This is a genomic window from Bradyrhizobium sp. G127 (assembly GCF_021502575.1).
Taxonomy (GTDB): domain Bacteria; phylum Pseudomonadota; class Alphaproteobacteria; order Rhizobiales; family Xanthobacteraceae; genus Afipia.
In genome coordinates this window covers 255681-267511 of sequence record NZ_JAKFGN010000002.1, presented here as the reverse complement: position 1 = coordinate 267511, position 11831 = coordinate 255681, and the positions used below count along the sequence as shown (strand labels likewise).

General features: G+C 63.2%; 12 protein-coding genes. 7 read left to right on the top strand and 5 right to left on the bottom strand.

Annotated elements, in window-relative coordinates:
* Positions 1–44 precede the first annotated feature (44 nt).
* Together serS and surE are read left to right on the top strand one after the other, a co-directional pair.
* A complete protein-coding gene (gene serS, locus LVY71_RS13195; RefSeq protein ID WP_235100333.1) occupies positions 45–1520 on the top strand; it encodes a serine--tRNA ligase in 1476 nt (491 codons plus the stop codon).
* 4 nt (positions 1521–1524) lie between these two features.
* Positions 1525–2292, top strand: a complete 768-nt coding sequence (surE, locus tag LVY71_RS13190; RefSeq protein WP_235100332.1) for a 5'/3'-nucleotidase SurE — start codon at positions 1525–1527, stop codon at positions 2290–2292.
* A 70-nt stretch (positions 2293–2362) separates the two neighbouring features.
* Here surE and LVY71_RS13185 read toward each other — a convergent pair whose 3' ends face one another.
* Positions 2363–2746 (bottom strand): response regulator, encoded by a 384-nt coding sequence (locus LVY71_RS13185; RefSeq protein ID WP_235100331.1) that lies wholly within the window; start codon positions 2744–2746, stop codon positions 2363–2365.
* A gap of 176 nt (positions 2747–2922) precedes the next feature.
* Between LVY71_RS13185 and LVY71_RS13180 the strand changes: the two genes are divergently transcribed.
* The 3 genes from LVY71_RS13180 (at position 2923) to LVY71_RS13170 (ending at position 5947) form a co-directional block, all read left to right on the top strand.
* Positions 2923–3576 carry a protein-L-isoaspartate(D-aspartate) O-methyltransferase gene (locus tag LVY71_RS13180; protein WP_235100330.1) on the top strand — a complete coding sequence of 218 codons (654 nt, stop codon included), beginning with the start codon at positions 2923–2925 and terminating at the stop codon, positions 3574–3576.
* 105 nt (positions 3577–3681) lie between these two features.
* On the top strand, positions 3682–5019 hold the full coding sequence (locus tag LVY71_RS13175; protein ID WP_235100329.1) for a peptidoglycan DD-metalloendopeptidase family protein: 1338 nt from the start codon (positions 3682–3684) through the stop codon (positions 5017–5019).
* Between the two features lie 181 nt (positions 5020–5200).
* Entirely contained in the window at positions 5201–5947 is a 747-nt protein-coding gene (locus LVY71_RS13170) for a sulfite exporter TauE/SafE family protein (RefSeq protein WP_235100328.1), read from the top strand.
* 82 nt (positions 5948–6029) lie between these two features.
* Here the strand turns inward: LVY71_RS13170 and LVY71_RS13165 are convergent, their stop codons facing one another.
* From LVY71_RS13165 to LVY71_RS13150, 4 genes are all read right to left on the bottom strand, one after another.
* Positions 6030–6323: an addiction module antidote protein gene (locus LVY71_RS13165; protein ID WP_235100327.1), complete on the bottom strand. Its 294-nt coding sequence runs from the start codon at positions 6321–6323 to the stop codon at positions 6030–6032.
* Position 6324: 1 nt separating this feature from the next.
* Positions 6325–6609 carry a type II toxin-antitoxin system RelE/ParE family toxin gene (locus LVY71_RS13160; RefSeq protein ID WP_235100326.1) on the bottom strand — a complete coding sequence of 95 codons (285 nt, stop codon included), beginning with the start codon at positions 6607–6609 and terminating at the stop codon, positions 6325–6327.
* 187 nt (positions 6610–6796) lie between these two features.
* Complete coding sequence (locus LVY71_RS13155) at positions 6797–8335, bottom strand: L,D-transpeptidase (RefSeq protein WP_235100325.1); 1539 nt, start codon at positions 8333–8335, stop codon at positions 6797–6799.
* Positions 8336–8483: 148 nt separating this feature from the next.
* Positions 8484–9452 carry an ATP-binding protein gene (locus tag LVY71_RS13150; protein WP_235100324.1) on the bottom strand — a complete coding sequence of 323 codons (969 nt, stop codon included), beginning with the start codon at positions 9450–9452 and terminating at the stop codon, positions 8484–8486.
* A gap of 354 nt (positions 9453–9806) precedes the next feature.
* Here LVY71_RS13150 and yajC point away from each other — a divergent pair, with 354 nt between their 5' ends.
* Together yajC and secD are read left to right on the top strand one after the other, a co-directional pair.
* Complete coding sequence (yajC, locus tag LVY71_RS13145; RefSeq protein WP_235100323.1) at positions 9807–10166, top strand: preprotein translocase subunit YajC; 360 nt, start codon at positions 9807–9809, stop codon at positions 10164–10166.
* Positions 10167–10219: 53 nt separating this feature from the next.
* The gene (gene secD, locus LVY71_RS13140; protein ID WP_235100322.1) at positions 10220–11818 is read left to right on the top strand and encodes a protein translocase subunit SecD; all 1599 of its coding nucleotides are present in this window, start codon (positions 10220–10222) and stop codon (positions 11816–11818) included.
* Positions 11819–11831: the final 13 nt, after the last annotated feature.

The window sequence follows — 11831 nt, the reverse complement described above, 5'->3', positions numbered from 1 at the left end:
ACGTGGATGGCCGGGACAAGCCCGGCCATGACGGGAATTTTCAAATGCACGACATCAAAGCCATCCGCGAAAATCCGGACAAATTTATTGAAGCCTTGGGGCGGCGCGGAATCGATGCAGCGGCGATCGCTCGATCCCTGATCGCGCTGGACGAGAAGCGCCGCGCGGCCATTCAGGCGTCGGAGCAGGCGCAGGCGCGGCGCAACGCGGCCTCGAAGGAAATCGGCGAAGCCAAGAAGGCCAAGGACAACGCCCGCGCCGATGCGCTGATGGCCGAGGTCGGCGAACTCAAGACAAAACTTCCCGAGCTTGAGTCCGCGGTGAAGCAGGTCGAAGAAGAACTCAAGAAAGAACTCGCGCAGATTCCGAACCTGCCGCTCGCTGAAGTACCGATTGGGGCCGACGAGCACGGCAATGTCGAGCATCATCGCTACGGTGCGAAACGCGAGTATGCGTTCAAGCCGAAGGAGCATGTCGAGCTTGGCGAAGGTCTGAAGTTCATGGACTTCGAGACCGCCGCCAAAATGTCCGGTGCGCGCTTCGTGGTTCTGAAGAAAGGCCTCGCGCGCCTTGAGCGCGCCATCGGGCAGTTCATGCTCGACCTGCATACGAACGAACACGGCTATGCCGAAGTCAATCCGCCGCTCCTGGTGCGCGACGATGCGATGTTCGGCACGGCGCAATTGCCGAAGTTTGAGGATGATCAATTCAAGGCGACTCGAAAACTAAGTCTCGAAGACCGAAAGAATATATTTGCTCAGATTGGTGTTGAGGATACGCAGCCAGACTCACAGGGAAATTCGAAATATCATGAGCTGATTGAAGAAATTCCGGGCAGGCAGAAGATTATTTTCAGCCCTGCGGGGTTGCAGCGAATTGAAGAATTGCGCGATGCAGCCAATTCGCTCTGGCTCATCCCCACCGCCGAAGTGCCGCTGACAAACCTCGTCCGCGAGTCCATCCTCGACGAAAAAGAACTGCCGATGCGCCTGACCGCGCTGACGCAGTGTTTCCGTGCGGAGGCGGGTGCTGCCGGACGCGACACGCGCGGCATGATCCGCCAGCATCAGTTCACCAAGGTCGAACTGGTCTCGATCACGACGCCGGAAGAGTCGATGAACGAACACGAGCGCATGCTGTCCTGCGCCGAGGAAGTTCTGAAACGGCTCGGCCTGCATTACCGCGTCATGACATTATGCACCGGCGACATGGGCTTCGCCTCGCAGAAGACCTACGACATCGAGGTGTGGATGCCGGGACAAGGTGAGGGCGGCATGTACCGCGAAATTTCATCTTGCTCGGTGTGCGGCGACTTCCAGGCGCGGCGCATGGACGCGCGCTCGCGCGGGCCGGACGGCAAGCCGCGCTTCGTGCACACGCTGAACGGCTCGGGCACGGCAGTTGGCCGCGCGCTGATCGCCGTGATGGAAACCTATCAGCAGGAGGACGGCTCGATCGCCGTGCCGGATGTGTTGCAGCCCTACATGGGCGGCCTCAAAGTGATCGCGAAGGACAACTAAGAAAATGCGCATTCTCTGCACCAACGACGACGGCATTCACGCGCCGGGCCTCAAGGTCATCGAGGAAATCGCCAAGCAGCTGTCCGACGATGTCTGGATCGTTGCGCCCGAACTCGACCAGTCCGGCGTCTCGCACTCGCTGTCGCTGAACGACCCGCTGCGCTTGCGCGAAATCGACGAGCGCCGCTTCGCGGTGCGCGGTACGCCGACCGATTGCGTCATCATGGGCTCGCGCCACCTCGTCGGCGACAAGCAGCCGGACCTTGTGCTGTCGGGCGTCAACAAGGGCCGCAACGTCGCCGAGGACGTGGTCTATTCCGGCACCATCGCCGGCGCGCTGGAAGGCACCATCCTCGGTCTGCCGTCGTTCGCGCTGTCGCAGGAATTCTCGATGGAGACCCGCAACAAGCCGACATGGGACACCGCGCTGACATTCGGCCCCGACATCATCCGCAACGTGATGAAGCTCGGCGTGCCGCGCGACACCGTGATCAACGTCAACTTTCCGGCGTGCACGCCCGACGAGGTCAAGGGCGTGATCGTCACCCGGCAAGGCAAGCGCAATCTCGGTTTTCTCAAGATCGACAGCCGCCGCGACGGCCGCGGCAATCCGTATTACTGGATCGGCTTCGAGAAGCTGGCGGTGATCGACGTTCCGGCCGAGGGCACCGACCTTGCCGCGCTCCGCGACAACTTCGTTTCGGTCACGCCGCTGCGGCTCGATCGCACCGATGTGGCGTTCTCGGAGCAGTTGAAGGGCGTGCTGAAGTAACCTTCGGAGTCGTCCCGGCCTGCACCGGGACGACGAAGAGAGATCGCGCTTCGCTCGCAATGACGAAGGCTTAAGCCGCGACGCCCTTCAGCACGCTCTCGATGGTGCGCGCCAGCGTCTCGATCTGGAACGGCTTCTGAATCGTCGGGCGGTCGCGGAATTTTTCCGGCAAACCCTGCGCGCCGTAGCCGGTGGCGAACACGAACGGCAGGCCGCGCAGTTGCACGGCTTCGGCCACCGGGGTGATCACCTTGCCGTTGACGTTGACATCGAGAATGGCGATGTCGAAATCGGCGACCTGCACCAGCCTGATGGCTTCGTCGATATCGCCGGCTTCGGCGGTGACGGTGTAGCCGATTTCTTCAAGCATGTCGGCGACCATCATGCGGATCATGACTTCGTCTTCGACCAGCATGACCGACCGGCGCGCCGCTGCTTTCAGTCCATCCGGCATTCGTGCCCCAACGACAAATTATGAATTGCCCGCTGCTAGAATAACATAATTATTCGCGCATAACTTACTTCCTACAAGATAGGTTCCACGGAAGGAACCATTTTGCAAATGCCCGGTCCCGGCATTGCCGCTAAATGCAGACAATCGGACCGCCTGTCCTCCAGCCCTTGATCGCCATGCCGTCACCCCAGCCCACGCCGCACGAAAAGATGATGTTTCAGCTCAACCTGCGGCAGCGCGGGATCAGCGATCAGGCCGTGCTGAAGGCCATGGAAGACGTACCGCGCGAGCTGTTTGTGACGTCGGCGGAACGGGCCTATGCCTACCGCGACACCGCGCTGGGGATCGCCTGCGGCCAGACCATCAGCCAGCCGTTCGTCGTGGCCTACATGACCGAGCAGCTCGATCTGCACCCCGAGCACCGGGTGCTGGAAGTGGGGACGGGGTCGGGCTACCAGGCCGCGATCCTGTCGAAGCTCGCCCGGGAAGTGGTGTCGCTGGAGCGGTTTCGCACGCTGGCGGATCGCGCCCGGCTGGTGCTTGCCGAACTCGGCTGCAGCAATGTGGATGTGGTTCTCGGCGACGGCTTCGACGTGCCGGAGACGCTCGGCACCTTCGACCGCATCATGGTCACCGCCGCGATGGAGGAGATTCCGGACGCGCTGCTGGCGCGGCTGGAGCCGGGCGGCGTCCTGATCGCGCCGGTTGGGCCAATGGACGACACGCAGATGCTGACCCGTGTGGTCCGCAACGGCGACGCGTTCGACCGCCAGGAATTGATGGCGGTGCGTTTCGTGCCCGCGCTGCAAGGCGTCGCCCGCGAGCTGTGAGGCGCGTTGCACGTTGCAAAATCGGGCGGAATTGCAGCCTTAAAGAGTTGTTTACTCGGCATGTGTTTACTCAAATTTGTGTTAGTTGCGTACAAGTGAGTAACCATGTCCCGCTTTGTCGAGTTGATAAGCTCGCGCCGTGCGCCGCATTTCGTGGTCCTGGCGCTCGTCTCGGTCGGATTTGGCGGATGCAGCGCCGACACCTCGACACGATTTTCTGACACCTCATTCTCGAATCCGTTTGCCTCGCGCAACGACGCGCCGCAATCGACGGGTTCGGTTCCGCAGACCAATTATCAGCAGCCGCCGCGCGAGCTTCCGCAGTACAGCCGTCCGCGCAGCGCGCCGGTGATCTCCGCGCCGTTGTCGGCGCCGGTCGCTACGTCCGGCGGGGGCAGGGGCATGGCCTCCTATGCGCCGCCGTCGTCGCCGATCGAGGCCACGGGAAGCGTCGCGCCACGTTCGGTCGCTGCGACCTCCGGCTACAGCCGCGAGGGTGGCACCACGATCATCGTCGGCACTGCCGACACGCTCGACGTCATCTCAAAACGCTACAACGTGCCGTCGGCTGAAATCCTGAAAGCCAACGGCTATGGCGGGCCGCGCGTTCTGCAGCCCGGTCAGCAGCTCATCATTCCGCGCCGCACGGCGAATGCGGCTCCGCCGGCGTTGTCACCTGCGCCGGGCACCAAGATCGCCGCCGGACTTCCGGCCAGCGTCCATGTCGTCAAGCCTGGCGACACGCTGATGAATCTGTCGCGCCGTCACAACATCGCGCCGGCACAGCTTGCCGCCGCGAACCACATCCCGGTGACGACGCAGCTCAAGATCGGCAGCAAGATCAACATTCCCGGCGGCAAGGCCGCCGCCGCAGTTCCCGCACCGCAGGTTGTCGCGGACGTACCGAAGCCTGCAGCGGCGCCTGTAGCTGCAGCACCGGCCGCAAAGCCGGTCGCTGTCGCACAGGCAACTGAACCTCAGCAGAAGGCGCGCGTCGCCACCGAAGCGACCGATTTGCCCGAAGCCCAGTCGCCCGTGAAGGCGGCGGACGCCACGAATGCATTGCCGACCTTCCGCTGGCCGGTGCGCGGCCGCGTGATCACGGCCTACGGCGCGAAGACGAATGGAAAACAGAACGACGGCATCAATGTCGCCGTTCCTGAAGGCACGCCGGTGAAAGCCGCTGAAGACGGCGTGGTTGCTTACTCGGGCAACGAACTCAAGGGTTATGGCAATCTGATCCTGGTGCGGCACTCCAACGGTTATGTCACCGCGTATGCCCACGCGAGTGAACTGATGGTGAAGCGCGGTGATACGATCAAGCGCGGCCAGGTCATTGCCAAATCGGGTCAGACGGGAGAGGTGGGGTCGCCGCAGCTTCACTTCGAGATCCGCAAAGGATCTTCAGCCGTCGACCCGCTTCAATTCCTGAACGGCGCGTAAGGAGAGGTCCAATCTCTCTCCACGTCGTCCCGGCGAATGCCGGGACCTATAATCCGTGAGCCATTGATTTATCGCGATGGCTGGGCAATCTCCTCGATCATCATCACAGCATTCGGGGTGATGGGTTCCGGCATTCGCCGGGACGACGAGGGATTTGCGCTCGGGTAAGGACAGTCCAGAGGTGACCGACGAAACGACGTGGCTGACGGTTATCTTCCTGCTCGTCGCCTTGCTGTACGCGTCGGTCGGCCAGGCCGGTGCGACCGGCTATCTTGCGGCGATGGGGCTGTTCCAACTCGCGCCATCCACCATGAAGACCACGGCGCTGTCTCTCAATCTTCTCGTGGCGGCGATCGGGACGTACCAGTTCTGGCGCAGCGGTCTGTTGTCGTGGCGCACCTTCTATCCCTTCGGCGTGCTTGGAATTCCGTTCTCGCTGGTGGGCGGCGCGGTGCAGATGCCGGCGCACGCCTACTATCCGGTGGTGGGCGTCATTCTGTTGCTTTCCGCCGCGCAGGTGGTTCGTTCGGCCATCACGACCAATAAGGACACGGACCTGACGCCTGCGGAGCCTCCGTTTATTCCTGCGCTGCTCACCGGCGCTGTGATCGGATTTATCTCAGGCACCACCGGGACGGGAGGCGGGGTTTTTCTGGCGCCCGCCATCCTTTCCATGAACTGGGTCAGCGTCCGCCGGACGGCGGCGGTGACGGCGGCCTACAACCTGCTGAACTCGGCGGCGGCGCTGATCGGCGCCTACGGCATTCTCGGCTCGCTGCCGCCCGCGCTGCCGGTCTGGCTCGTTGCCGTCGGCGTCGGCGGCACGATCGGGTCTTTCATCGGCAGCCGTTATCTTCCCGAAAGCGCGCTGCGCTACATTCTCGCCGCCATCCTGCTGGCGTCGGGCATCAAGCTGGTGCTGAGCTGATGCTCTTGTGGTTGATGGATGGCGCGGTTGGAAGAGGGCGCGCCGCCCGTCCAGATTCGAAAGGCAATCCGTTCATTGCGCCTTAGGCTGCCTCGCGCGGGGCGAGCGTGAGGCGCATCCCGAGAGGCTTGAGCGCCTTGTTGATCGTTTCCAGCGTTGGATTTCCGCCGGGCCTGAAGGCTTTATAGATCGCTTCGCGGCTTAGCCGAGACTCTTTTGCGAATTCACTCACCCCGCGCGCTTTCGCGACATCGCCGATTGCTGCTGCGATGAAGGAAGGATCGTCCTGTTCAAGAGCCGCTTCGAGATAGGCGATTTGTTCCTCGACCGTCTTGAGGTGTTCGAGAACATCGAATTTTTTGGTCTTGATGGGCATGTCAAATTTCCTTTGCCATTTTCTGGGCCGCAGCAATCTCCTTGCGCTGGCTTTTCTTGTCCCCACCGCAGAGCAGGACAACGGACCTGCCGCGCTTCGTGAAGTAGACCCGGTAGCCGGGGCCGTAATCGATCCGCATTTCGCTGACACCTTCTCCGACAGACTTGGCATCGCCAGCATTGCCGAGTTCGAGGCGGCGGATACGAACAACGATCCGCGCGGTGGCCTGAACATCAGCCAGCCCGGTCAGCCCTGCCGTGAAAGTCCCGGTTTGAACGATCTGCATTGTGTGTATCAAGATACACGCGGGGACCGGCGCTGTAAACTATAATACACAGATGTAATTTTTCTGGGAATCTGGATGGTTCGGCCGTCCGGCGCGACGTTTCGTTCGACGATGTTGCCGGGCGCTCTTTTACGTATTCGCCAGCCGCACACCCATCCGGCCCGCCAATTCCCGCGTCATTGCCGCCTTACCACAAGCCCCGGCCACCGCCCCGCCGCGCATTGCTCGGCTGGGGATTCGGATTGCGCTGGAAAAGGAAACCGAAGCCATCGTCCTGTTGGCTGCCGTTGCCCCAGCCGTTGTCGTCCGCCATGAGAACTTCGCTCGGTTTGCGCGTGATGAATCCGCCCTGGGGCTGGTCGTTCAGCACGGCCACAAACTCGGTGCGATAGTTGGTCTCCTCGCTCAGCGGCTCATCGGAGACGATGATCGAGGATCGCGGCAATGCGGTCGGCGCGATGCGATCGAGGACTTCCTTCGGCATGGTGATGCGGTCGAGCGCGTTTTTGGCGTCATCCGCATTCTCGATCGTAACAGCAGTCCAGCGCAGTCCGGCGTCGTTCCGCGCCACCGCCGTGAACACATGCGTGCCGAATGGTTTGCCCGGATCGCGGATCGTGACCGGCACTTCGATGGTTGCATCGAAAACCTCGCCGCCGCCGTCCGGCGCCGGTTTATGCGTGTTGCGCCGGACGTAAAGCGTCCGCGTCGCGCGGCTGACATAGATCGAGACCGGCTCGATCGCGAGCTTCGCGTCGAGCGCTGCTCTCGCGATGTCGGCTTTCTTCGTCTGAGCCGTCTTCGCCGCTTCTTTCGCGGCGCTGGCTGCGTCGAGCTTCGACGATGCCTCCGCCTTGGCGGCGTCGAACCGGGTTCCCAGCTCCGCCGCCTTGGCCGCGGCCTTTTGCCTGCGATCCTCGGCCTTCGCCCTGGCCTGGTCGGTCCTGGCGGCGGCCACAGCCTTGTCGGCGGCGAAGAGGTCGGCGTCGGCCCGGGTCTTGATCCGCTCCAGCTTGCGCAGGGACGCCGCGAGCGGTGCGGAGTCGCGGGCTGTGGTCGCAGCAATCTTCCTGGCTTCGTCGGCCGCCGCGGCAGCGTTCGCGGCCTCGCGTGCCAGCGTCTCGGCCTTTGCCGGAGCAGTTGCGATGGTCTCCGCGTTCGGCGTGAAGAGGGCCAGCGTCGGGTGCGAAAAGTCGGCCGGGGCCGCATCGTCCGGCGAGATGATCACGCGCATTCCGATCCGGGTCTTGTCGAACAGCTTCTCCGCAAAGCCAAAAGGCATTCGCACGCAGCCGTGTGAAGCCGCATAGCCGGGCAACGGCCCGCCATGCAGCGCGAGGCCGTTCCAGGTAATGCGCTGCATGTTCGGCATCGAGGCATCGTCATACATGTTGGACCGGTGGTCCTTGTTCTTCTCCACGATGGCGAAGACGCCGGCCGGCGTCTCGCGCTCCCTGACGCCGGTCGATACCGGCGCGCGCAGGATCCAGCCCTCGGCATCATAGAGCGTAACCTGCTGGCTCTTCAGCGACACGATCGCCATGATCGGTTCGCCTGCCTCGCGCGGCGCCGTTGTCTCGACGGGTTGCGCGCGGCGCGCCGGTTTCGCTGCGGCGTCGGCGGTCGGTGCGGCCAGCGCGGCCATCGCCGCGAACGCTACAACGGCTGAATGCCTCCAATGGCGCGTCGCCACCGCGGATTTCCCCGACGTCCATCGATTCAGCATTCGTTTCCCCGTTGCCGTGCCTGTCCGCCGCTGTGGCCCATCTCACATATCCGACTCGTGAGGAAGACGCATGTTCGCAACTGATATGGGCGATTTGCGGACCTCACGCGATTGGACGTGGGCGACAGCGCATTTATGGGGACACGCCCTAGTTGGCGAGCCGGACGCCCATCCGGCCGGCGATCTCCTGCGTGAACTGCCAGGCGACGCGGCCGGAGCGCGAGCCGCGCGTGGTGGACCATTCGAGCGCCTCGCGCTCGAGCTGGTCGTCGGGAACATTGACGCCGAAGTGCTTGCAGTAGCCGCGCACCATCTCGAGATATTCATCCTGGCTGCATTTGTGAAAGCCGAGCCAGAGGCCGAAGCGGTCCGACAGCGACACCTTTTCCTCGACGGCTTCGCCGGGATTGATCGAGGTCGAGCGCTCGTTCTCGATCATGTCGCGCGCCAGCAGGTGGCGGCGGTTCGAGGTGGCGTACAGGATGACGTTCTCGGGTCGGCCCTCGATGCCGCCTTCGAGCACCGCCTTGAGCGACTTGTAGGAGGCGTCGTTGCCGTCGAACGACAGGTCGTCGCAGAACACGATGAAATGGAATTTGGACTCGCGCAGCAGCGCCATCAGCAGCGGCAGGCTCTCGATGTCCTCGCGGTGAATTTCGATCAGCTTGAGCCGGCCGCGCACCTCGGGCATCGCGTTCACGCTGGCGTGGGCGGCCTTGACTAGCGACGACTTGCCCATGCCGCGCGCGCCCCACAACAGCGCGTTGTTGGCGGGCAGGCCCTTCGCGAAACGCTCGGTGTTCTCGATCAGGATGTCGCGCATCCGGTCGATGCCCCGCAGCAGGCCGAGATCGACGCGGCTGACCCTGGGAACCGGCACCAGATGGCCGTTGGGCTGCCAGACGAAGGCGTCGGCGGCTTTCAGGGAATCGGCATTTGACGGCCTGACCGCCGACGCGTTCAGGCTGGCCGCGATGCTCTCCAGCGCAAGGGCGATCCGGGCCGTGGTGGCGGCGTCGGCCTTTGCCGCAGGGCGTTTTGTCGCGGCCGGGACGGTTTTGCGGGAGGCGCGCTTTGTTGCGGTTTGTTTAGTTGTTTTGCGGGCTTTTTTGGCCATGATTTCCTCTTGCGCTGGCACCCTTAGCGAGGCTGAGGACCGCCCGCAAGCGCCACAAATGCATGGCAAAATCGGCCTAGTGGAGTGGATTTGACATTCGCGCTCGCGCGCCACAAGTCAGCAAAGCGAATGTCAAATCCAAACTCCACTAGAAACCCATATTTCTAGTGGTCCTTTGATTCCAGCATTCGCAAGAATGCCTGCCGAGACAGGGTGCGAATGCTGGAATCGGACCACTAGCCGGTGCCGTTGCTTTTGGGACGCCCATCGCTATAGTCCGCGCAAATTCGGCCAAAACGGCCCAACGCCAACGCGTTTCGCCCTTTGGCGTGCGCCTTCCCGAGGACTTTCCGAATGTTCATTACCCCTGCCTTTGCTCAGGCCGCTGGCGCCGGTGACACCAACAGCATGCTGATGTCGCTGCTGCCGTTCGCGCTGATCTTCGTCATCATGTACTTCCTGATCCTGAAGCCGCAGCAGAAGAAGCTGAAGGACCACGCCGAACTGGTGAAGAACATCCGCCGCGGCGACACTGTGGTGACCAATGGCGGCCTCGTCGGCAAGGTGACCAAGGTGGTCGACGACGACCAGATCGAGGTCGAAATCTCCGATGGCGTCCGCATTCGTCAGATGCGCCAGATGATCTCCGGCGTGCGGACCAAGGGCGAGCCCGCCAAGGACAAGGACTCCAAGGAAGAAACCGCCGCGAGCTGATGCTTCGGTCGCGTTGGTCGCGGCGCGCTTTACCAATCTGACGGGTTATCTCGATGCTATATTTCACGCGGTGGAAAGCGCTGGCGGTCATCCTGACCGCCTTGCTCGTCTGCCTTTGTGCGGTTCCGAATTTCTTTCCCGAGGCGACCGTCAAGACCTGGCCGAAATGGGCCCAGCGTCACATCGTGCTGGGTCTCGACCTGCAGGGCGGCTCCCACATCCTGCTCGAAGTCGACTCCAACTCGGTCAAGAAGGACAAGCTCGATCAGGTGCGCGACGACGTGCGCCGGGTGCTGCGTGACGCCAAGATCGGCTACACCGGTCTTGCGGTGCGCGGCGACAGCGCCGAAGTCCGGGTCAAGGATACCGACCTCACCAACGCCCTCGCCAAGCTGCGCGAACTCTCGCAGCCGCTCGGCGGACTGCTCGGCTCCTCAGGCCAGCGCAGTGTCGAGGTTTCCGACGCCGGCGGCGGCCTGATCCGGCTGACCGTTCCACCGGCCGCCATCACCGAGCGCATCCGTCAGTCGGTCGAACAGTCGATCCAGATCGTCGAACGCCGCATCAACGAACTCGGCACGGTCGAACCGCTGATCCAGCGTCAGGGCGTCGACCGCATCCTGGTGCAGGTGCCGGGTCTGCAGGACCCGACCCGCCTCAAGGAATTGCTCGGCAAGACCGCGAAGCTCGATTTCCGGATGGTGGATTCGACGGTGCCGCCGGATCAGGCGCAGCAGGGACGGGTTCCGCCGGATTCCGAAATCCTGATGAGCGCCCAGCCGCCGAAGGTGCCTTACGTCATCAAGAAGCAGGTGCTGGTGTCGGGCGGCGACCTGACCGACGCGCAGCCGGGTTTCGACCAGCGTTCCGGCGAGCCGATCGTCAGCTTCCGTTTCAACACCTCCGGCGCGCGCAAGTTCGCGCAGGCGACGCTTGAAAACGTCGGCCAGCCGTTCGCCATCGTGCTCGACAACGAAGTGATTTCCGCGCCGGTTATCCGCGAACCGATCACCGGCGGCTCCGGTCAGATTTCCGGCAGCTTCACCGTGCAGGGCGCCAACGATCTCGCCATTCTGCTGCGCGCGGGCGCGCTGCCTGCGCCGCTGACCATCATCGAGGAACGCACCGTCGGCCCCGGCCTCGGACAGGACTCGATCGCCGCCGGCGAACTCGCGTCCTATGTCGGCTCGGTGCTGGTCATCGTCTTCATGCTGCTGACCTACCGGCTGTTCGGGTTCTTCGCCAACGTCGCGGTCGCCATCAATGTCGCGATGATCTTCGGCATCCTGTCGCTGCTCAACGCCACCCTGACGCTGCCGGGCATCGCGGGCATCGTGCTGACGGTCGGCATCGCGGTGGACTCCAACGTGCTGATCTACGAGCGCATCCGCGAGGAACTGCGCGCCGGGCGCACCGCGATCTCGGCCATCGACGCCGGCTTCACCCGCGCGCTGGCCACGATTCTGGATTCCAACATCACCACGTTCATCGCGGCGGCCGTGCTGTTCTACATCGGCACCGGCCCGGTACGCGGCTTCGCCGTTACGCTCGGCATCGGCATCATCACCACGGTGTTCACGGCGTTCACCGTGACCCGGCTGATCGTTGCGACGTGGGTGAGCTGGAAGCGGCCCAAGACCGTGCCGATTTGAGGATTGTGTAAGC

Bases quoted from the DNA above. Each gene is read 5' to 3' on its own strand.
- LVY71_RS13155 (WP_235100325.1), bottom strand. From the start codon at position 8,335: ATGCTGAATCGATGGACGTCGGGGAAATCCGCGGTGGCGACGCGCCAT.
- secD (WP_235100322.1), top strand. From the start codon at position 10,220: ATGCTATATTTCACGCGGTGGAAAGCGCTGGCGGTCATCCTGACCGCC.
- LVY71_RS13160 (WP_235100326.1), bottom strand. From the start codon at position 6,609: ATGCAGATCGTTCAAACCGGGACTTTCACGGCAGGGCTGACCGGGCTG.
- LVY71_RS13185 (WP_235100331.1), bottom strand. From the start codon at position 2,746: ATGCCGGATGGACTGAAAGCAGCGGCGCGCCGGTCGGTCATGCTGGTC.
- yajC (WP_235100323.1), top strand. From the start codon at position 9,807: ATGTTCATTACCCCTGCCTTTGCTCAGGCCGCTGGCGCCGGTGACACC.
- LVY71_RS13180 (WP_235100330.1), top strand. From the start codon at position 2,923: ATGCCGTCACCCCAGCCCACGCCGCACGAAAAGATGATGTTTCAGCTC.
- LVY71_RS13165 (WP_235100327.1), bottom strand. From the start codon at position 6,323: ATGCCCATCAAGACCAAAAAATTCGATGTTCTCGAACACCTCAAGACG.
- LVY71_RS13150 (WP_235100324.1), bottom strand. From the start codon at position 9,452: ATGGCCAAAAAAGCCCGCAAAACAACTAAACAAACCGCAACAAAGCGC.
- serS (WP_235100333.1), top strand. From the start codon at position 45: ATGCACGACATCAAAGCCATCCGCGAAAATCCGGACAAATTTATTGAA.
- surE (WP_235100332.1), top strand. From the start codon at position 1,525: ATGCGCATTCTCTGCACCAACGACGACGGCATTCACGCGCCGGGCCTC.
- LVY71_RS13175 (WP_235100329.1), top strand. From the start codon at position 3,682: ATGTCCCGCTTTGTCGAGTTGATAAGCTCGCGCCGTGCGCCGCATTTC.